Below are 20,261 nucleotides of genomic sequence, written 5' to 3'. Positions count from 1 at the left end.
CCGGCGAAGTGCGGTATTGTTCTGATGCGCGTTCGGCCCGGGGAAACCCCAGGTCAGACGAGCACCGGGACGTGGCGCAGCTTGGTAGCGCACTTGACTGGGGGTCAAGGGGTCGCAGGTTCAAATCCTGTCGTCCCGACCAGCGTATTCGCCGGTCGGAGGCCGCTTTCGCAGAGATGCGAGGGCGGCCTTTCTGCTGCCTCCGGGGCCGTGCGGAGTCGAGTGGTCACGGTCTGTGTCCGGGCTCGTGCCAGGGTGTGCCGCTGCGGTGACAGGGGGGAACACCGTGGCGGGGGAAAGCGATTACGATCCGGGCTCATGAGCACCTCGGATCAGGAACAAACGGTGGACGCGGCCGCGGAAGCGCCCACAGCGGCGAAGGCGACGATACCGGAGCAGCCCCCGGCGCGGCGGCCCTCGAACCCGGAGAGCCCCGAAGCCCGCGAGGGCGCGCAGAGCTCCGAGTCCCCCCGGTCCGAAGCTCCGGCAGCCGCCCAACAGGCCGATGGTTCCACTGACTTGAAGGCCCAGGAGGGCCAGAAGGGCCGCGAGAGCTCCGGGGACTCCGATGACTTGAACGCCGCGGTGGCCCCCGAGAGCTCCGAGGACTCCGACGGCTTCGCGGACGAGCCCGCGCGGCAAGGTATGGCGCCCCGGCAGGCGCGGCGGCTGCGGATGGTTGCCGCCGGTGTGCTCATGGCGGCGATGGCGGTGGTCCTCGTCGTACGCCTGGCGAGCCGCTCCTCCGTCCTCGTCGTCGGCGTGTACGGACTCGCGCTGATCCTGTGCGGTGTGGTCATCGAGCTGAGCCGCAACGGGCGTACCCGGCTGGGTTCCTGGCTCCTCGTGGCGGGTCTCGCGGCCGCGCTCGGCATGGACTGGTTCGTCCTGCCGTAGTAACCGGCCGCCGCCCAGCCGTTGACATGTACCCGGCCCACGGTGAATCTTGATGCTCGAAACTCCAGTGTTCCAAGCACGAACGCGCACGCCGCGCGCTCGGCTGCTGCTCGGTACGAACGGAGAACGACTCTTGCGGATCCACCGGCACCGTCCCCACCCGCCCAGGCGGCCCGCCGTCGCCGTGCTTTCGGCGCTCGCGCTCGCCCTCACCGCCCTGACCGTTCCGGCTGCCCGGGCCGAGGCCGCGGCGCCGCCCGGCGGCGTCCTGGACAGCGGTACGAAGTCCGTGACCTGGCAGAGCCCGGTCTATGAGAAGGGCACGGTCGGCTCGCCCGACAAGTGCCCACCGCTCGCGCAGGACCCGGCGAACGCGGTCTGCGACCGCTTCGACCTGACCGTGAACCCGCCGGCCGGCCAGTGGGACGACAACCCGGAGGGCGGGGTGCCCGTCTCCATCCAATGGGCCACCCCCACCGACGACTTCGACCTGTACATCTATGACGCCGCCGGCAAGCAGGTCGCCTCCAGCGCGGGCACCGCCGACCCCGAGGCGACCGTCATCCCGAAGGCGTCGGGGACGTACCACGTGGTCGTCGTCCCCTACGACGTGCACCACACCTCCTTCACCGGCAAGGCGTACCTGCCCGAGCCCACCGACGCCGGGAACCTCACCGGCTTCAGCGGCAAGGGCGGCACGTACGACATCGCGGCGGGCCCGCTCAAGGCCCGCGCGGACTTCCTCGCCGACGACACCCTGCGGCTGCGCGCCGCCCCGGACGGCACCTTCACCGACCCGCCAGGCAGCCACATGATCCAGGCCGAGCCGAAGCCGCAGAAGGACACCAAGTCCTTTGACGCGGGCGCCTATTACGGGATCCGGAGCAAGGGCGTCGTCCTGCGCGTCTACAAGAAGCCGCTCCGCTTCGCCCTCTACAAGGGCGACAACCGCACCGCGATCTGGTCGGAGGCCGACCCGCTGCGCTGGACCTCCGGCGGCATGCGGCAGAGCCTGACCCGCGGAACGAACGAGCAGTTCTTCGGCGGCGGCGAGCAGAACGGCAGCTTCTCCCACCGCGACCAGGTGATGAACGTCGGCAACAACACCAACTGGAACGAAGGGGGCTGGAACAACTCGCAGCCCTTCTACATCTCCTCCGCCGGATACGGCGTGTTCCGCAACACCTTCTCGCCCGGCGTGTACGACTTCGGGCCGCACGTGCGCACCGGGCAGCAGGAACGGCGGCTGGACGCCTACTACTTCACCGGTGACGTGAAGTCCGTCATCAACAAGTACACCTCCCTCGTCGGCAAGCCCTTCATGCCGCCCGTGTACGGACTCGAACCCGGCGACTCCGACTGCTACCTCCACAACGCCAACCGGGGCGAGCGGCACACCCTGGACGCGCTCAAGGTCGCCGACGGCTACGTCCAGAACCAGATGCCGCTCGGCTGGATGCTGGTCAACGACGGCTACGGTTGCGGCTACGAGAACCTCGCCGAGACCGGCAAGGGCCTCCAGGCCCGCAACACCCAGCTGGGCCTGTGGACCCAGGACGGCCTCGACAAGCTCGCCGAGCAGGTCAAGGCGGGCCAGCGGGTCGCCAAACTCGACGTGGCCTGGGTCGGCAACGGGTACGGCTTCGCCCTGAACGCCTGCGACCAGGCCAAGGCCGGCATCGAGAACAACAGCGACGCCCGCGGCTTCGTCTGGCTGCCCGTCTCCTGGTCCGGCGCCCAGCGCTGCGGCGTCCTGTGGAGCGGCGACCAGAAGCTCAGCTGGGACTACATCCGCTGGCAGATCCCCACCTACGCGGGCGCCACGCTCTCCGGCATCGCGTACAACACGGGCGACATCGGCAGCATCTTCGGCCACGACCCCAAGATGTACACCCGCGACCTCCAGTGGAAGGCCTTCCTGCCCGCCGTGATGACCATGGACGGCTGGGCCAAGGACCTCACCACCGGCAAGGCCGCCGACCAGCAGCCCTGGCTCGACGGCGAGCCGTACGCCGCCATCAACCGCAAGTACCTCCAGCTGAAGGAGCGGCTCGTCCCGTACATGTACGGGCTCTCCAAGGACGCCGCGAAGACCGGCGTCGGCGCGGTCCGGCCGCTCTCCCTGGAGTACCCGGACGACCCCAACACCCTTGGTCCGGACGCCAAGTACGAGTTTCTGGCCGGGCCCGACTTCCTGGTCGCCCCGGTCTACAGCGACACCAGCGTCCGCAACGGGATCTACCTGCCCAAGGGCACCTGGACCGACTACTGGACCGGCAAGACCTACCAGGGCCCGACCACCGTCAACAACTACGCGGCACCGCTCGACACCCTCCCGCTGTTCGTGAAGGGCGGCTCGATCGTGCCGATGTGGCCCAAGGGCACGACGTCCTGGCAGACCCGGGACAAGGGAGAACTCGACTACGACATCTACCCGCAGCGGGGCAGTTCCTCGTACACGCTGTACGAGGACGACGGGGTCACCCGGCAGTACGCCCAGGGCTCCTCGGCCACCCAGCGGGTCGAGGTCACCTCGGCCGGGCGCGTCTCGGTCGTCAACGTCGGTGCCAGTGTGGGTAGTTATCAGGGGAAGCCGTCCACCCGGTCCTACCGGTTCACCGTGCACACCAAGTCGGCTCCCGCGGTCGTCGCCCTCGGCGGGGACCGGCTGCACCGGTACGGTTCCGCCGCCGAGCTCGCCGCGGCGGGCAGCGGATGGTGCTACGACGCCGCGACCGGAGTGACGGAGGTCAGGACACCGTCGCTGCCGACCGGGCACGGCTTCTCGGTCGAGCTCGCCTGAACGGCCGTCACCAGGTCGGGGGCCGTACCGTGAGCCGTCCGGTACGGCCCCTCCGCACGGCGGTAACGGCGGTGGGGCAAGATCGAGTCGCGGGCGGCCGTACCGCCCGCGGCTGATCAGGCACTCGACTGCTAGGGGATCGATTCGATGTCATTCCGCGCCATCCGCGTGAGCAAGGACGAGCAGGGCCGCCGCGTCGAGACCGTCACGCTGGAGGAGAGCGAGCTCCACGAGGGCGATGTGACCGTCGCGGTGGACTACTCGACCGTCAACTACAAGGACGGCCTCGCGCTCGCCGACAAGGGCATCGTGCGGACGTATCCGCTGGTGCCCGGCATCGACTTCGCGGGCACCGTCGAATCGTCCGGCCACCCCTCCTTCGCGCCCGGCGACAAGGTCGTGCTCAACGGCTACGGAGTCGGCGAGAGCCACGACGGCGGCTTCGCGCAGAAGGCCCGGGTCAGCGGCGACTGGCTGGTCCCGCTGCCCGCCGGGCTCAGCACCCGGCAGGCCGCCGCGATCGGCACCGCCGGATACACCGCGATGCTCAGCGTCCTCGCCCTGGAGGACGCCGGAGTGACCCCGGCGAGCGGCGACGTGCTCGTGACCGGCGCCGCGGGCGGTGTCGGCTCGGTCGCCGTGGCGCTCCTCGCCAAGCTCGGATACCGGGTGCTCGCCTCCACCGGGCGCCCCGCCGAGGCCGACTACCTGCGCGAACTGGGCGCCGCCGACATCATCGACCGGGCCGAACTCTCCGGCCCGGGCCGCCCGCTCGGCAAGGAACGCTGGGCCGGGGCGGTCGACTCGGTCGGCAGCCACACCCTCGTCAACGTCCTCGCGGGCACCCGCTACGGCGGTACGGTCACCAGCTGCGGGCTCGCCCAGGGACCCGATCTGCCGGGCACCGTACTGCCGTTCATCCTGCGCGGGGTGACGCTGGCGGGCATCGACTCCGTGCAGGCGCCGATGGAGCGCCGGGTGAGGGCGTACGAGCGGCTGGCCCGCGATCTCGATCTGGCGAGGCTGGAGACGATGACCACGGTCGTCGGCCTGGACGAGGTGCCCGCCGTCGCGGAGCGCATCCTCGCCGGCCAGGTGCGCGGCCGCACGGTCGTGGACGTCAACGCCTGACCGGCAGGTCCGGTGCGGTCCGGCTCGCCCTCAGGCGGCGATCCGGACCGGCTCGGGGGCCGGCAGCTCCGCGGGCAGTTCCGCCGGGGTGGCGCCGGTCAGCATGATCACGCCGCGGGCGGCCACCCCCGCCGACGCGGCGGCGATCGCCCAGCCCACCGGCCCGCCGTGGAAGCTCTCGCCGAGCAGCGCGACACCGATCACCGCGGCCGCCGCGGGGTTGGCCAGGTTCACCACGGCCAGCGGGGCGGCCAGGCCACCGCGGTAGGCCGCCTGCGAGAGCAGCAGCCCGCCGACCGCGAACGTCGAGACGAGCACCGCGATCAGCGCGGTCTGCCACCAGGCGAGCGCGCTCCCGGGCACCTCGCGGGCCAGTGCCGCGGTGACCGTCTGGGTCAGCGCGGACGCCACCGCGGAGGCGACGCCGGACGCGGTGGCGAGGCCGAGGCGGCCGCCGTGCGCGGAGTGCGCTCCGGCCCGTACCAGGAAGGCGAGCAGCAGTGCGGTGGCCGCGGCGATGGCGAGGGCCTCGCGCAGGTTCAGCGCGGCGCCGGGGGTGGCGGGTCCGGTGACCGCGATCAGTCCGGCGAGCCCGGCCAGCGTCCATGCCGCGCCGCGCCACTCGCGCCGGGTGACGCGGCGCCGCTCGTAGTACGCGGAGAGCGGGAGCGCCGCGACCAGGGTGAGCGCGCCGAGCGGCTGGACCAGGGTGAGCGGGCCGAAGTGGAGCGCGGCCACGTGCATGAGCGCGCCGGCCGCGTTGAGGCCGACCGCCCACCACCACAGCGGCCGGTTGAGCAGCTTGCCGAGCCCGCCGCCGCCCTGGGCGGCGAGCCGGGACTGGCCGACGGCTGCCAGCGCGTAACCGGCGGCCGAGGCGAGCGAGAGCAGGATGGCGAGCAGCGCGGACTCGTTCATCGCACGGCCTCGGAGAGCTGGGGCGCGGCGGTGCGCGGGACCGGCACGGATGCGGCGGGCTCCGGCGCGCGGCGCTTGGGTGCCGGGACGAAGCAGAGCGCCGCGCCGAGCAGTCCGGCGGCCACGATCGCGTCCAGCCAGTAGTGGTTGGCGGTGCCCACGACCACGAGCAGGGTGAGCAGCGGGTGCAGCAGCCACAGCCACCGCCGGCGGCTGCGGGTCGCCGCGATCAGCCCGATGGCGACCATCAGCGCCCAGCCGAAGTGCAGCGAGGGCATCGCGGCGAACTGGTTCGCCATGGCGTCGTCGTCCGGCGTCGCCGCGTACACGGAGGGCCCGTACACCTGCGCGGTGTCGATGAGGCCGGTCGCCGCGAGCATCCGGGGCGGGGCGAGCGGAAGCGCGATGTGCAGCACCAGGGCGCCGGCGGTGAGCGCGGCGAGCACCCGGCGCGACCACAGGTAGTGCTCGGGGCGGCGCAGGTAGAGCCAGACCAGGAAGGCGACCGTGGCTGGGAAGTGCACCGTCGCGTAGAAGGTGTTGGCGGCCTTGACCAGGGTGTCGCCGTGCAGCAGCAGATGCTGTACGGCGCCCTCGCCGGGCAGGTGCAGCGCGCGCTCCCAGCTCCACACCCGGTCGGCGTTGTCGAAGGCCCTCGCCTCGTGCCCGTTCGCCAGCTGACGGCCGAACTTGTAGACGAGGAAGAGCGCGGTCACGAGCAGCAGCTCGCGTACCAGGGGCGGCCGGGATGCGGTCGTCTCCGGTCCGGCGGGACGGGTCTGACGACGCGTCCCCTTGGTTATACCGGCAGGCATTCTCCGGCCCCTTTGAACCTGGATCGATACGTGGCAAAAACACAAGCAAACGTAGGAAGGCTAGATCGAAACTCATCGAGACGCAAACGTCTCGATACGTTTGCGTCTCGGTTGAGCGGAGCCTACTCTCGTATGTGCAGGAGCACCCCGTGTTTTCTCCGGAGGGAACGATGTCGACGCAGGCCGCCACGGCCGCTGCCCGCCGCAGCAAGATCAGCCCCGAGCGCGAGCTGGAGCTGTACGAAGCGGTGCTCGACCTGCTCAGAGAGGGCGGCTACGACTCCGTGACGATGGAGGGCGTCGCCGCGCGCACCAAGTGCGGCAAGGCCACCCTGTACCGGCAGTGGAAGAGCAAGCCGCTGCTCGTCACGGCCGCGCTCGGCAAGAGCCGCTGCTCCTTTTTCACCGGCATCGACACCGGCACCCTCGCCGGGGACCTGCGCGAGGCGGCCCGGGCGGTCGGCCGGCGCGAGGGGCCCGACACCGAGCTGATGGAAGCCGTCGGCCAGGCCTACATCAAGCACCCCGACCTGCGCGAAGCCCTCCGCGAGACCGTTCTGAACCCTGAGATCGCCGCACTGGACGCGATGCTCCGGCGCGGCGTCGAACGCGGCGAGGTGGCCGCGGACAATCCCGCGATCGGCTACGTCGCTCCCATGGTCATGGGCATGCTGCGCGTCGAGCGCCTCTTCGAGGACCGCTTCCACGGCGAGAACACCCTGCTCGGCCTGCTTGAGTCGGTCATCTTTCCGGCGCTGCGGATCGGCTGACCGGACGCGCGAGTTCCGGGCAACTGCCGCAACCCGCCCCGGTGTTGGCGCCCGCCACCGTCCCCGCCAGCAGTCACACCGCGAGGACTCGTACCCCGGCCTCGGTGAACGACGCGGCCGTCTCCTCGGACACGGCCGTGTCGGTGACCAGCGTGCCGACCTGGGCCGTCGCACAGATCCGGGCGAACGTGCGCTTGCCCAGCTTCGTGGAGTCCGCGGCCACGATGACCCGCTCGGCCCGCTCGCACAGCAGGCGGTTGATGCCGGCCTCGTCCTCGTCGTGCGCCGATGCCCCGTGCGTCACATCGAAGGCGCCGACGCCGAGCACCGCCACATCCATCGTGATCTGGTTCAGCACCCCGCCCGCGAGCGGCCCCGTGAGCTCGTACGACTGCGGACGGGCCACCCCGCCCGTCACCACGATCTTGAACTGCGGGCGCACCGCGAGTTCGTTCGCGATGTTGAGCGCATTGGTCACGATCGTCAACGCCGGTGATCCGGCAGCCAGTTCGGGGCGCACGGCCAGCGCGCGGGCGACCTCCGTCGTCGTGGTGCCCCCCGTCAGGCCGACCGCCTCGCCCGGGGCGATCAGAGCCGCCACCGCCTTCGCGATCCGCTGCTTCTCCGAGGCCTGCCGCGCCGTCTTGTAGCGCAGGGGCAGCTCGTAGGAGACGCCGTGGACGACCGCGCCACCCCGGGTGCGCACCAGCATCTGCTGCTCGGCGAGCTGGTCGAAGTCGCGGCGGATCGTCGCTGCCGACACCCCGAGGGCCGCCGCCGCCTCGTCGACGTCGAGGCGGCCCTGCTCCACGAGGAGTTCGAGCAGTGCCTGCCAGCGGGCGTCGCGCGACATCCGCACCCTCCGTTCTTCGTACCGGTAACCGTCCGTAATGACCTTAGCGCACCCTTGAATGCTTGATTGTGCTCGAAATCGAGCTATATTTTGCATAAACAAGCATGGGAACGCGTCAGATCCAGAGGGTGGGAGCCCGGCATGAGCCATGTCGAGAACGAACTGAGCAGTCAGCCCGAATGCTGGAAGCGGGCGGCCGAACTGGCCGTCCGGCACAAGGACGCCCTGCCGGCCCCCGGCGAACGCGTCGCCGTCGTCGGCTGCGGCACCTCCTTCTTCATGGCGCAGGCCGTCGCCGCGCTCCGCGAAGGCTCCGGCCTCGGCGAGACCGACGCCTTCGCCGCCTCCGAATTCCCCGCCGGACGCTCCTACGACCGGATCGTCGCGCTGACCCGCTCCGGCACCACCACCGAGGTGCTCGACCTGCTCACGCTGGTACGCGGCCGGACCCGTACCACCGCCATCACGGCCGACCCCGCCACCCCGGTCATGCGGGCCGCCGACGACATCGTCGTACTCGACTTCGCGGACGAGGAGTCGGTCGTCCAGACCCGCTTCGCCACCACCGCCCTCACCCTGCTCCGCGCCCACCTCGGACTGCACACCGAGCAGGCCGAGGCCGACGCCCGCACCGCACTCGCCGAGCCGCTGCCCGAAGGGCTGGTGGGCTGCACCCAGTTCACCTTCCTGGGCCGCGGCTGGACCAACGGCCTCGCCCAGGAGGCCGCCCTGAAGATGCGCGAGGCCTCGCTGTCCTGGACCGAGGCATACCCGGCGATGGAATACCGGCACGGCCCCATCAGCATCTCCACCGCCACCACCGCCACCTGGATGTTCGGCGAAGCCCCCGAAGGCCTGGCCGACCAGGTGGCCGCCACCGGCGCGCGGTGGATCGAGGGCCGCCTCGACCCGCTCGCCGAACTCGTGCGCGCCCAGCGCCTGGCCGTGGCCGTCGCGGCCGCCCGCGGACTCGACCCCGACCGGCCGCGCCACCTCACCCGCTCCGTCATCCTCGACGGCGCCTGACCCGGCCGGGCTCATGACAGAGATCACCATGACGCAGGCGAAGGGGAAGTACTGATGCCACTCGCACGGACCGGCACACTCGTCGCCGAAGCCGCCGTCAAACGCCGCGCGGTCGCCGCTTTCAACATCATTACGCTGGAGCACGCCGAAGCGGTCATCGCGGGCGCCGAGGCGGCCACATCACCGGTCGTCCTCCAAGTCAGCGAGAACGTGGTCAAGTTCCGCTATGGCCGGGTCCTGCCGCTGGCCCGCGCCGCCGCCGCGGCCGCCGAGGCCGCCTCCGTACCGGTCGCGCTCCACCTCGACCACGTCAAGCAGGACGAACTCCTGCGCCAGGCCGCCGACGCCGGATTCAGCTCCGCCATGTACGACGCCGCCCACCTGCCGTACGAGGAGAACCTGGCCGCGACGCGCGCCGCCGCCGACTGGGCGCACACCCAAGGCCTGTGGATCGAGGCCGAGTTGGGCGAAGTGGGCGGCAAGGACGGCAAGGCGCCGCTCGACGCCCACGCCCCCGGCGCACGCACCGACCCAGACGAGGCCCGGCAGTTCGTCGCCGAGTCGGGCGTGGACGCGCTCGCCGTCGCCATCGGCAGCTCGCACGCCATGACCTCGCGCACCGCCGAACTGGACCACGCCCTGCTCGCCAGGCTTGACGGCGCCCTGCGGGTGCCGCTGGTCCTGCACGGCTCCTCCGGAGTCCCGGACCAGGCACTGTCGGCCGCGGTCGTCGGCGGCATCGCCAAGGTCAACATCGGTACCGCGCTGAACATCGCCATGACCGACGCCATCCGCAGCTACCTCGCCGCCCACCCCGAAGCCGTGGACGCCCGCACCTACCTGACGGTCGGCCGCCAGGCGATGGCGGCGACCGTCACCCGTCTCATCGGGGTACTCGACGGGACGAGTTGAGGGGTAGGTACGCCCCGGTTCCTTGAGAGCGCTCCCGCGGGAGTGCTCTCAAGCAGCCCTCGCGGTGAGAGCGCTCCCATCACCGTCCGCCCCCACGTCCGCCCCCTTCCGCTCGCCCGGCGCTCTTCCGATGTCGCCGGACGTCGTAGACGATGGGCCTGTGGACCGGCATGAGCACGCTCGGCTCGACGCGCTGCAGCGCGACCCCTATCCGCACTATGAGCGGGCCCGGCACGCCGAGGGTCTGACCTTCGTGCCGGAGCTCGACGCCTGGCTGGTGGCCCGCGACGCGGATGTGCGCGAAGTGCTGCGCCGCCCCGAAGCGTTCTCCTCCGCCAACGCGCTGCGCCCCGACGTCCTTCCGGGGCCCGCGGTGCTCGCCGAGATGGGCCGGGGTTTCGGTGGCCGCCCCGTCGTGGTCAGCTCCGACGGAGCCCTGCACCAGCGGCTGCGCGCCCCGATCGTGCACGGCCTCTCGCCGTCGCACGTGGCCGCGATCGTTCCGTACGCCGTCGAACGGGCCTCGGCGCTGATCGACGCCTTCGCGGAACGCGGTTCGGCCGAACTCATGGCGCAGTACGCGCTCCAACTGCCCGGCGAGGTGATCGGGCGGCTGATCGGCCTGGACCCGGCAGATGTCCCGCTCGCCGTGCACGGCGGCCACCGGGCCGAGCAGTTGCTGTTCCGGCCGATGGAGGAGGCGGAACAGCTCGCGGCGGCCCGTGACGTGGTCGCGCTGCAGCATCTCCTCGACACATACGTAAGGGACCGGCGCGCCCACCCCCAGGACGATCTGTGCACCGCTCTGATCACCGCGCTCGCGCCCGGCGGCGGGTCGGCCGCCGGCGAACTCACCCTCGACGAGCGCCACGAAATGGTCGCCCATCTGCAGAACTTCCTGCTCGCCGGGCACCTCACCACCAGCGCGCTGATCGGATCGACACTGCTGCATCTGATGCGCCACCGCGCGCAGTGGGAACTGCTCTGCGAGAAGCCCGACCTGATTCCCGCCGCCGTCGAGGAAGCCGCCCGCTACGACAGCCCGATCCAGGGCTTCCGCCGCGTCACGACCCGCCCCGTCGTCCTGTCCGGCACCGAACTGCCCACCGGGACCGTGGTGTTCGTCGCGTACGGCTCGGCCAACCGCGACCCCAGCCGCCATGAACGGCCCGACGTCTTCGACGTCACCCGCACTCCGGCCCGCCATCTCGCCTTCGGGTACGGCGTGCACGGCTGCCCCGGCTCCCAACTGGCCCGCGAACAGCTGCGGATCACCCTGGAGCAGCTCACCTCGCGGCTGCCGGGACTGCACCTGGCGGAGGACAGACCGGTCGCCATGCGGCCCACGTTGATCCACCGCTCCCCGGAGGAACTGCCACTCGTCTGGTGAACCGATCACGGTCCTACCGCGCGCTCCCGGTGCGGCATATCCTCCGACCATGCGAGTCGCACTCTTCGTCACCTGCGTCAATGACGCGGTGTACCCGGCCACCGGCATCGCGACGGTGAAGCTCCTGGAGCGGCTCGGGGTGGAGGTCGAGTTCCCCGCCGGGCAGACATGCTGCGGGCAGCCGCAATTCAACACCGGCTACCGGCACGAGACCGAGCCCCTGGTGCGTCGGATGGGCCGGGTCTTCGAGGGCTACGACCACGTGGTCACCCCGTCCGGCTCCTGTGCGGCGATGGTCCGCGACAACTACCCGCGCATCGCCCGCAAGGCGGCCGCCGAGGGACGCGGCGCCGAGCTGGCGGAGATCGCGGAATCGCTGGGGCCGCGCATGTACGAGCTGACCGAGTTCCTCGTCGATGTGCTCGGAGTGACCGATGTGGGCGCGTACTTCCCGCACACCGTCACCTATCACCCTTCCTGCCACGGCCTGCGCGCACTCGGTCTGGGCGAGCGCCCCCGCAGACTGCTCGACGCCGTGAAGGGCCTGGAGCTGCGCGAACTCCCGGGTGCCGACGAGTGCTGCGGGTTCGGCGGCACCTTCGCCGTGAAGAACCCCGATGTATCGGCCGCGATGGGCACGGACAAGGTGCGCAACGCCGTATCGACCGGCGCGGAAGTGCTGTGCGGCGCCGACAATTCCTGCCTGATGCACATCGGCGGCATCCTCCACCGCCAGGACGCCCCGCTGCGGGCGCTGCACATCGCCGAGATCCTTGTCAGTACGGAAGCGGAGCCCCACGTATGAGCGGCACCTTCATCGGCATGCCTGCGTTTCCCAAGGCCGCACACGACGCCGTACGTGACACCACCCTGCGCGCCAATCTGCGCCACGCCACCCACACCATCCGCGACAAGCGCGCCAAGGCGGTGGCCGAACTCGCCGACTGGCAGCAGCTGCGCGAGGCGGGCAAGTGCATCAAGGACCATACGCTCCGCCATCTTGACCGCTATCTCGTGCAGTTGGAGGAGTCGGTCACCGCGGCCGGCGGCACCGTGCACTGGGCCGCCGACGCGGACGAGGCCAACCGGATCGTCGCCGATCTGATCAGAGCCACCGGTGAGAGCGAGGTGGTGAAGGTCAAGTCGATGGCGACTCAGGAGATCGGCCTCAACGAAGCGCTCGCCGCCGAAGGCATCCACGCGTACGAGACCGACCTCGCCGAGCTCATCGTCCAGCTCGGCGACGACCGGCCGTCCCACATCCTGGTCCCCGCCATTCACCGCAACCGGGGCGAGATCCGCGACATCTTCCTTGAGAAGATGGGGAGTTGGGGCAGGGCAGCTCCGGACGGTCTCACCGATGCGCCGGCCGATCTCGCCGAAGCAGCCCGCCTGCACCTGCGGGAGAAGTTCCTGCGGGCGAAGGTGGGGGTGTCGGGCGCCAACTTCATGGTCGCCGAGACCGGCACGCTGGTCGTCTTCGAGTCCGAGGGCAACGGCCGGATGTGCCTCACCCTGCCCGAGACCCTGATCTCGGTCGTCGGCATCGAGAAGGTGGTCCCCAGCTGGCAGGACCTGGAGGTCTTCCTCCAGACCCTGCCACGCTCCTCGACGGCCGAGCGGATGAACCCGTACACCAGCATGTGGACCGGCACGGCCGACAGCGACGGTCCGGCGGAGTTCCACCTCGTGCTGCTCGACAACGGCCGCACCGACGCACTGGCCGACGAGGTGGGCCGGCAGGCGCTGCGCTGTATCCGCTGTTCGGCCTGCCTCAATGTGTGCCCGGTGTACGAGCGGGCGGGCGGCCACGCGTACGGCTCGGTCTACCCCGGCCCGATCGGCGCCATCCTCACCCCTCAACTCCGCGGCACCACAAGCGAGATCGACGCCTCACTCCCGTACGCCTCGTCACTCTGCGGCGCCTGCTATGAGGTCTGCCCGGTCGCCATCGACATCCCGGAGGTCCTGGTCCACCTCCGCGAGAAGGTCGCCGAACAGGGCGGCCCGGGGCACTGCCTGGAGAAGGCCGCGATGAAGGCGGCGAGTTGGGCCATGGACCGTCCGCGGGTGCTGGCCGCGGGGGAGCGGGCGGCGGCCAGGACCCGCGGGCTGCACCCGAAGCGGCCGCCCGGCGCGACGGCCTGGACCGACAGCCGCGACCTGCCCGCATTCCCCGAAGAACCCTTCCGGGACTGGTGGAAGAAGAACCGCTCATGAGCTCACGCGACCGCATCCTGGCCCGGGTCCGAGCCGCCGTGGACGGCGCCCCCGCCGCCCCCGCCGTCACCCGCGACTACCTGACGAGCCACACCCCGGACGACCCGGCGGCCGTACTCGACCTGCTGCACGAGAACCTCGCCGACTACCGCGCGACCGTGCATCGCACGGACCCGGCCGGGGTCGGGCCCCTCGTGGCGCGGCTCCTCGCCGCACGAGGGTCCGCGAGCGTCCTGGTGCCGGCGGGGCTGCCGCCCGAGTGGCTGGGCTCCGCCGCCGCCGTGCGCGTCGACGACACCGCGCAGACCACGGCCGCCGAACTCGACGCCGTGGCCGCCGTCGTCACCGGCTGCGCCCTGGCCATCGCCGAGACCGGCACCATCGTCCTGGACGGCGGACCAGCCCAGGGACGCCGCCGCATCACGCTCGTCCCCGACCACCACATCTGCGTCGTACGGGTCCCGGACCAGGTCGTCGCGTCCGTACCGCAGGCCATGTCCCGCCTGGACCCCACCCGCCCGCTGACCTGGATCTCGGGCCCGTCCGCCACCAGCGACATCGAACTCGACCGGGTGGAGGGCGTCCACGGCCCCCGCGCCCTCGAAGTGGTCCTGCTCAGCGCCTGAGAGCGGGAGCCTCGGCCGCCGCGTCCACCGGACCCGGCAGGCGGTTCGTCAACTCCCGTGCCCATGCGGCGAGTTCACCGAGATCGAGGCCGTACGTCGGTACGCCGCCCTGTTCCGCGTACCGGGCCAGCGAACCCGTGCCCCGCTCAAGGAGGGAAGCCGCGCCCGTCGCGTTGCCGCGCGCCGCATGTGTGAGCCCCACCGCGAGCTGCGCCAACCCCCGCCACAGCGCCTCCTCCTGGGCGGGCCCCGTCTTCCAGGCGTCCTCGAACACCTCGTGCGCGTGGAACGGCATTCCCGCGTCCAGCAGCCGCTGCGCCTCGCGGAGCGTCTCCTCGGGCGAGCGAGCCACTCCTTCCGGCTGCCGTGCCACCCCCTCCGCTCCATAGGGCAGCGGCCGGCCAAGCCCGTCCCTGGGCCGGGCGTTGCGCGCCCGTCCCTCGGCGTCACGATCCCGGCGTGCAGAACTCTCCATGCGCCGATTGTCCCCCGTTCCTGATCGGGGCCCGGAGTGCGGTATGGTTCTCATGCACGAACGGCCGGGGGAAACCCCAGGTCAGACGGGCACCGGGACGTGGCGCAGCTTGGTAGCGCACTTGACTGGGGGTCAAGGGGTCGCAGGTTCAAATCCTGTCGTCCCGACTCGAAAGAGTCGTACATGCAGAGGCCGTATCGGAACATTCCGATACGGCCTCTGCTCGTTTTCGGTCACGGGCGGGCCGGGTTCGGCGGACAGGCGGCGCGTCATGGAATGTGACTGTATGGGTAGGGGAAGTAAGGGAAGCCTATTCATGCCGATGGGGAAGTCCGGGTTGGAAGGGGCGTGGGATGGCGCTGCTGACGGCGGGGGTCCTGGAGCCGAGCGGGCAGGGCTGGCTGCAGGTCGGTGAGTTCGGGCTGGCGTTCCTGCTCTCCGCGGCCATCGGTCTGGAGCGGGAGATCCGCCAGAAGGCCGCGGGCCTGCGGACGTACACCACGGTCGGCGTGGGTGCGGCGCTGTTCACGCTGGTCAGCAAGTACGGGTTCAGCGACGTCCTGCACGCCGGGACCATCGCGCTCGACCCGTCCCGGGTGGCGGCGCAGATCGTTTCCGGGGTCGGCTTCATCGGCGCCGGGGTGATCTTCGTGCACCGGGGTTCGGTCCAGGGGCTCACCACGGCGGCGACGATCTGGCTGGCGGCGGCGGTGGGCGCGGCCGCCGCGGCGGGGCTTCCCCTGCTCGCGATACTGGCGACCGCCGCGTACTTCGTCGCCGCGTACGCGGTCCGCCCGCTGGTCCACCGGCTGCCGGCCATGCGGTCGCTGGCGCTGACCTTCCGGATCGCGTACGAGCAGCGGCCGGGGCTCCTGCAGGAACTCCTGGAGCAGTGCGAGCGCGGCGGGTTCACCGTCGCCGGACTGCAGATGGTCAGGGCGGGCGGCACGGGGGACGTGGCCGAGGTCCTGGTCTCGACGGTCGGCCGCGGTGACCCAGGCGTCCTGACGGCCCGGTTCGCCGATGTGGCGGGCGTGGTGGCTTGCAGCCGCAATTACGAAGACGAGTGAGCCGGATCGGGGAGGGCGGTCCGGCCGGTCCTGCGGGTGGCGAGGAGGCCCAGGAGTACGGCGACGGTGATGGCCACGATGTGTTCGCGGCCCGCCAGGTTCGGCTTCTCGAAGGCTCTGACGACGGTCGGCACGACGGCGATCAGGAACAGGACGGGCGCCCGCTTCACCGTGGCGATATGGGCGAAGAGGCCGACCACCGCCGCGGAGGACCCGGTGTCGATGACATGGGCCGCTTCGGGCGGCAGCCCCCACCACTGGGGCCCCGCCGCGATCATGACCCGGGCGCTGAGCGTGCCCGCGAGCGACACGGCGTACGCCACCAGCACGGTCCGGGTGCGCCCGAGCACCAGCTGGGCCAGTGCCACGCAGAGGAACAGGACGGGTATGCCCGGCCAGGCCGCCAGGTTGCGGGCGGGGACGAACAGGGAGAGGGGGGTGCGCAGCAGAACGACGGGGAGCGACACGTCGCCCCGCACGTGCGAGGTGAGCCGCACCAGCGTCGCGCCGGTCCGCGATTGGTCCACCTGGTGCAACAGGAGCACCGCCGCGGACGCGAGGATCGCAAGCAGGACGCCGGGCACGCCGCGCCGCACCAGTGCGCGGGCCGGCTCCACGACGATGGCGCGGAACTCGCGGCGCAGGTTCCGTCCGAGGAAGCGTGCGAACCGCTTGAGGCTCCGTTCGCCCGCGCCGAGCCGTTCGGTCTCCGGAGCGGCAACGGGTCGCCGAACCTCCGCGGGGGCCGATTCCGGCTCTCCCGCTCGTACCCGGGCTTCCGTGTCGCCGCTCACCATCAACCCCCAGACCCGCCCCGGCCAGGGACTCCCCGCCGACCTTCGGACGATCCTGCCATGGGGCACGCGCTGGCCAGGGGCCGCCCCCTGCCCCATTCGACCAGGTGTACGGCGCCTTGTCGCGGGCCCGCATATTGGTAGATAAAGAATAAAGCTTACCTTTCCTGACGGAATCGATAAGCGGGCCACTCGTATGGGGTGAAGGGCGTATCGGGCATAACCCTTCAGGCATGTTCCGCGTTGATGGTGGTGCGGGCGAGTGTCCCGCGACAGACTCCGGAAGGCAGGAACCCATGAGACGGGTCGCCATGAAAGGCCTGGTCACCGCGGTGGCCACGGGCGGCGTGCTGGCCGCGACCGGTTACGCGTTCGCGGACTCGGACGCCGCCGGCAGCGCCGAAGGCTCCCCGGGACTGCTGGCGGGCAACGCCATCCAGCTTCCGGTGGACGTCCCGGTCAACGCGTGCGGAAACACCGTCGACGTGCTCGGTCTTCTCAACCCCGCCGCGGGCAACACGTGCGTCAACGCCTCCTCCGCCCACCACGACGGCGAGCGGGGCTCCTCGCACGCGGGCAACGGCGGTGGTGCCTCCGCGATTGGCGTGGCAAAGGATTCGCCCGGGGTGCTCTCCGGCAACGGGCTCCAGCTGCCGGTCGATCTCCCGGTGAACGTCAGCGGGAACTCGGTCAGCGTCGTCGGGGTGGGTAACCCGGCCGTCGGCAACACCTCCACAAACCACTCCGCGCCGGCTCCGCACCACCGCGCCACGCCGCCCGCGCCGGTGGTACCGGCTCCGGCCCCGGCCGCGCCCACCCAGGCCGCGCCCACCCAGGAGGCGTCCTCCGTCTCCGCGACGCAGGGCGCTGTCCTCGCCCACACCGGCGCCGACGGACTCGGCTACGCCATTCCCGCGTCCGCGGCCCTGCTCCTGGGCGGCGCGGTCCTCTACCGGAGGTTCCGCAGCACCGGCCAGTAGCTCGTACGCGATGTCACCCTGGCCCCGGCCTCCAGGCCGGGGCCATCGTCGTGCGAACGGCGAACCACGACTCGGGCACCGAACAAGACTGATGTGTAGGGGAGTTGGGCCTCGATGGGTCCGGGCGGGGAACAAGGGTGATGCGCCCGGGCGTTGGGCAGGGAAGCGGGGTACGGCTTCGTACGAGCCGGCAACGCGACCGCATTGGGGGCGGATGACGTGATGGAGAAGACGGCCTGGCGATTCTCGGACGACCGCGGACAGCTGTCGACGGCGGCGGCACCCCCGTCCCGTGTGGTGGCCTACATACAGGCCGGTGCCACGCTCTGGGACCTGGGGATACGTCCGGTGGCGCTGTTCGGGTCCTTCCACGACGGCCCGGATCCCGACCTCGCCAAGTCCGGGGCGCTGCCGCTGGACGAGGTCGGCTACCTGGGAGCGGGTGCGGACCTCGGCGCCGAGACGCTGCTGGGCGCAGGACCGGAGCTCGTCGTGGCGGTCAGCTATGGCGGCGGCCAGGTGTACGGGCTCGACCCCGAGACGGCCAAGCATCTGGAGGAGCAGGTTCCGGTGGTCGTCCTGGACGTGGGCCAGGCCCGCACCCCGGCTCAGGTGCGGGGCCGATTCGCCGATCTGGCGCGGTCGTTGGGGGCCGCGCCGCAGGACACCGCCGAGCTGGCCGCCGCCGAGGCCCGCCTGCGAGCGGCCGCCGCGCGGGCACCCCGGCCGCGGGTCCTCGCGCTGTCCGCCGCGAGCCCGGACCAGGTCCACCTCGCCAGGCCCCGGGCCTGGCCCGAGCTGCGGGACCTCGCGGCGTACGGAGTCGACCTGATCGAGCCGGGTGAGGACGCGGGCGCCAACTGGTCCACGACCGGGTGGCGCGAGGCGGCCGAACTGCGCCCCGCCATCGTCCTCGCGGACGTGCGGTCGAACGCCGCCCCACTCGAGGTGCTGCGGCCCGACCCGTCGTGGCGCGCCCTGGAGAGCGGGGCCCGCGTCCTTGCCTGGAACCCGGAGTCCCCGTGCAGCGCCCGAGCTCACGCGGCCTTCCTGCGGCTGGTCGCGGAGGCGCTGGAAGGGGCGTGAGGGGACGCGGTGCGGGCGGGGTGGTGGTACACGGGATTGCGTACGGGATCGGCCAAAAGCGGCGCAACAGCGGTCAATGCCATTGTTTACTTGGCAGGTTAATCACCCATCCAGTCGGGAAGTGACAGAGGATGACCGCGCTGACCCGTGTGCCCCTCGACCCGTTCGGTAAGGACATAGCCGCCGAGAGCGCCCGGCTGCGCGCGCTCGGGCCGATCGTGCCCATCACGCTGCCCGGCGGCATCCCCGCCTGGGCGCCCACCGGCTACGACACCCTCAAGGCGCTGATCCTCGACCCCCGCGTCAGCAAGGACCCGCGCAAGCACTGGTCGCTCTTCCCGGAACTGGGCCAACACCCCGACTGGGGCTGGATCCTGGGGTGGGTCGGCGTGATCAACATGCTCTCCACGTACGGTCCCGACCACGCCCGGCTGCGCAAGCTGGTCGCCCCCAGCTTCACGGCGCGGCGCACCGAGGCGATGCGGAGCCGGGTCGAGGAGATCACCGCCGAACTCCTCGACGGCCTCGCCGAAGCGGCCGCCTCCGGCGGGCCCGTCGACCTCAAGGCGGGCTACGCCCACCCGCTGCCGATGCGCCTGATCTGCGAACTCTTCGGTGTGCCGGGGCACTTGACGGAGTCCACCGGCCGGCTGATCGCCGCCATCATGGACACCTCCGACCCGACCCCCCGGCACGCCGCCTTCGTGCAGGAGCAGATCGCCACCGTGCTGCCCGCGCTCGTCGCCTACAAGAGGGAGCGGCCCGGCGACGACATGACGACCGAACTCATCAAGGTGCGCAACGACGACGGGGACCGGCTCAGTGAGCAGGAGCTGGTCCACACCCTGCTCCTGGTCATCGGGGCCGGGTTCGAGACCACGGTGAACCTCATCGGCAACGCCGTCGTGGCGCTCCTCGGCCACCCGGGCCAGCTCGCGGCCGTCCGCTCGGGAGAGACGAGCTGGGACGCCGTCGTGGACGAGACCCTGCGGGTCCAGCCGTCGATCGCCAGCCTCCCGCTGCGGTTCGCGGTCACGGACATCACGGTCGACGGCGTCACCGTCCCCGCGGGCGACGCCATCATCACGACCTACGCGGCGGCGGGCCTCGACCCGGCACACTACGGCGCCGGGGCGGACTCCTTCGACGTCGCGCGCGGCGCCGACGACCATCTGGCCTTCGGTATCGGAGTGCACCGGTGCATCGGCGCCCCGCTCGCCAGAATGGAAGCCCTCACCGCGCTCCCGGCACTCTTCGACCGCTTCCCGGACCTCGAACTCGCCGTCAAGTGCGAGGAGTTGAGGCAGGTCCCCTCGTTCATAGCGTTCGGCTGGCAGGAGATTCCGGCGCGGCTCGGGGAGTAGCTCAGGACTGGCCGGGCGCGAGTTCCCGGGATGCGGGTGTGCGGCGGCGGGGTCTCTGTGACAGATCGCAACGCCAGTACCTAGATTGGCCGTTGACGCAGCGCCGCACCTCCAGAACGCCAGGAGAGACA

The 20,261-nt window shown here is 71.4% G+C and carries 19 protein-coding genes and 2 tRNA genes; 16 read left to right on the top strand and 5 right to left on the bottom strand.

The features are described from left to right. Window positions 1–65: 65 nt before the first annotated feature. The 4 genes from ACIBK6_RS17065 to ACIBK6_RS17050 all read left to right on the top strand — a co-directional run bounded on the left by ACIBK6_RS17065 (window position 66) and on the right by ACIBK6_RS17050 (window position 4,831). A tRNA-Pro gene (locus ACIBK6_RS17065) sits at window positions 66–142 on the top strand. A gap of 176 nt (window positions 143–318) precedes the next feature. Next, window positions 319–897: a hypothetical protein gene (locus ACIBK6_RS17060; protein WP_399052039.1), complete on the top strand. Its 579-nt coding sequence runs from the start codon at window positions 319–321 to the stop codon at window positions 895–897. Between the two features lie 133 nt (window positions 898–1,030). Beyond that, complete coding sequence (locus ACIBK6_RS17055; protein ID WP_399052038.1) at window positions 1,031–3,700, top strand: TIM-barrel domain-containing protein; 2,670 nt, start codon at window positions 1,031–1,033, stop codon at window positions 3,698–3,700. Window positions 3,701–3,847: 147 nt separating this feature from the next. Further along, window positions 3,848–4,831 (top strand): MDR family oxidoreductase, encoded by a 984-nt coding sequence (locus tag ACIBK6_RS17050; protein ID WP_399052037.1) that lies wholly within the window; start codon window positions 3,848–3,850, stop codon window positions 4,829–4,831. A 30-nt stretch (window positions 4,832–4,861) separates the two neighbouring features. On the opposite strand, the gene ACIBK6_RS17045 is transcribed toward ACIBK6_RS17050, so the two are convergent. After that, the gene (locus ACIBK6_RS17045) at window positions 4,862–5,749 is read right to left on the bottom strand and encodes a DMT family transporter (protein WP_399052036.1); all 888 of its coding nucleotides are present in this window, start codon (window positions 5,747–5,749) and stop codon (window positions 4,862–4,864) included. After that, a complete protein-coding gene (locus tag ACIBK6_RS17040) occupies window positions 5,746–6,564 on the bottom strand; it encodes a phosphatase PAP2 family protein (RefSeq protein WP_399052035.1) in 819 nt (272 codons plus the stop codon). Before ACIBK6_RS17040 ends, ACIBK6_RS17045 begins: the two co-directional genes overlap by 4 nt. Before the next feature lie 170 nt (window positions 6,565–6,734). Here ACIBK6_RS17040 and ACIBK6_RS17035 point away from each other — a divergent pair, with 170 nt between their 5' ends. Next, entirely contained in the window at window positions 6,735–7,334 is a 600-nt protein-coding gene (locus ACIBK6_RS17035; RefSeq protein ID WP_399052034.1) for a TetR/AcrR family transcriptional regulator, read from the top strand. Between the two features lie 73 nt (window positions 7,335–7,407). Here the strand turns inward: ACIBK6_RS17035 and ACIBK6_RS17030 are convergent, their stop codons facing one another. Next, entirely contained in the window at window positions 7,408–8,187 is a 780-nt protein-coding gene (locus ACIBK6_RS17030) for a DeoR/GlpR family DNA-binding transcription regulator (RefSeq protein ID WP_399052033.1), read from the bottom strand. Window positions 8,188–8,328: 141 nt separating this feature from the next. Between ACIBK6_RS17030 and ACIBK6_RS17025 the strand changes: the two genes are divergently transcribed. The 6 genes from ACIBK6_RS17025 to ACIBK6_RS17000 all read left to right on the top strand — a co-directional run bounded on the left by ACIBK6_RS17025 (window position 8,329) and on the right by ACIBK6_RS17000 (window position 14,361). Further along, window positions 8,329–9,213: an SIS domain-containing protein gene (locus tag ACIBK6_RS17025; protein ID WP_399052032.1), complete on the top strand. Its 885-nt coding sequence runs from the start codon at window positions 8,329–8,331 to the stop codon at window positions 9,211–9,213. A 54-nt stretch (window positions 9,214–9,267) separates the two neighbouring features. Beyond that, window positions 9,268–10,125 carry a ketose-bisphosphate aldolase gene (locus ACIBK6_RS17020; protein ID WP_399052031.1) on the top strand — a complete coding sequence of 286 codons (858 nt, stop codon included), beginning with the start codon at window positions 9,268–9,270 and terminating at the stop codon, window positions 10,123–10,125. Between the two features lie 160 nt (window positions 10,126–10,285). Further along, complete coding sequence (locus tag ACIBK6_RS17015; protein ID WP_399052030.1) at window positions 10,286–11,515, top strand: cytochrome P450; 1,230 nt, start codon at window positions 10,286–10,288, stop codon at window positions 11,513–11,515. 49 nt (window positions 11,516–11,564) lie between these two features. After that, a complete protein-coding gene (locus ACIBK6_RS17010) occupies window positions 11,565–12,320 on the top strand; it encodes a (Fe-S)-binding protein (RefSeq protein ID WP_399052029.1) in 756 nt (251 codons plus the stop codon). Next, the gene (locus ACIBK6_RS17005; RefSeq protein WP_399052028.1) at window positions 12,317–13,735 is read left to right on the top strand and encodes a LutB/LldF family L-lactate oxidation iron-sulfur protein; all 1,419 of its coding nucleotides are present in this window, start codon (window positions 12,317–12,319) and stop codon (window positions 13,733–13,735) included. Before ACIBK6_RS17010 ends, ACIBK6_RS17005 begins: the two co-directional genes overlap by 4 nt. Next, a complete protein-coding gene (locus ACIBK6_RS17000) occupies window positions 13,732–14,361 on the top strand; it encodes a lactate utilization protein C (RefSeq protein ID WP_399052027.1) in 630 nt (209 codons plus the stop codon). Before ACIBK6_RS17005 ends, ACIBK6_RS17000 begins: the two co-directional genes overlap by 4 nt. Here the strand turns inward: ACIBK6_RS17000 and ACIBK6_RS16995 are convergent. Then, the gene (locus ACIBK6_RS16995) at window positions 14,351–14,836 is read right to left on the bottom strand and encodes a DUF309 domain-containing protein (RefSeq protein ID WP_399052026.1); all 486 of its coding nucleotides are present in this window, start codon (window positions 14,834–14,836) and stop codon (window positions 14,351–14,353) included. The two genes, ACIBK6_RS17000 and ACIBK6_RS16995, sit on opposite strands and share 11 nt — an antisense overlap. Before the next feature lie 93 nt (window positions 14,837–14,929). Here ACIBK6_RS16995 and ACIBK6_RS16990 point away from each other — a divergent pair. Further along, window positions 14,930–15,003: transfer RNA gene (locus tag ACIBK6_RS16990), tRNA-Pro, on the top strand. Window positions 15,004–15,189: 186 nt separating this feature from the next. Then, on the top strand, window positions 15,190–15,906 hold the full coding sequence (locus tag ACIBK6_RS16985; protein ID WP_399052025.1) for an MgtC/SapB family protein: 717 nt from the start codon (window positions 15,190–15,192) through the stop codon (window positions 15,904–15,906). Here ACIBK6_RS16985 and ACIBK6_RS16980 read toward each other — a convergent pair. Beyond that, window positions 15,891–16,703 (bottom strand): hypothetical protein, encoded by an 813-nt coding sequence (locus ACIBK6_RS16980; protein WP_399052024.1) that lies wholly within the window; start codon window positions 16,701–16,703, stop codon window positions 15,891–15,893. The genes ACIBK6_RS16985 and ACIBK6_RS16980 overlap by 16 nt on opposite strands. 293 nt (window positions 16,704–16,996) lie before the next feature. On the opposite strand from ACIBK6_RS16980, the gene ACIBK6_RS16975 reads away from it, so the two are divergent. The 3 genes from ACIBK6_RS16975 to ACIBK6_RS16965 all read left to right on the top strand — a co-directional run bounded on the left by ACIBK6_RS16975 (window position 16,997) and on the right by ACIBK6_RS16965 (window position 20,130). Next, window positions 16,997–17,680, top strand: a complete 684-nt coding sequence (locus tag ACIBK6_RS16975; RefSeq protein ID WP_399052023.1) for a chaplin — start codon at window positions 16,997–16,999, stop codon at window positions 17,678–17,680. A gap of 219 nt (window positions 17,681–17,899) precedes the next feature. Then, window positions 17,900–18,766 carry an ABC transporter substrate-binding protein gene (locus tag ACIBK6_RS16970; RefSeq protein ID WP_399052191.1) on the top strand — a complete coding sequence of 289 codons (867 nt, stop codon included), beginning with the start codon at window positions 17,900–17,902 and terminating at the stop codon, window positions 18,764–18,766. Between the two features lie 131 nt (window positions 18,767–18,897). After that, a complete protein-coding gene (locus ACIBK6_RS16965; protein ID WP_399052022.1) occupies window positions 18,898–20,130 on the top strand; it encodes a cytochrome P450 in 1,233 nt (410 codons plus the stop codon). Window positions 20,131–20,261 lie beyond the last annotated feature (131 nt).

The organism is Streptomyces sp. NPDC050485 (assembly GCF_044458185.1).
GTDB lineage: Bacteria > Actinomycetota > Actinomycetes > Streptomycetales > Streptomycetaceae > Streptomyces.
Note: the sequence above shows the minus strand (reverse complement) of the source record. Positions and strands in the feature narration are given on the sequence as shown.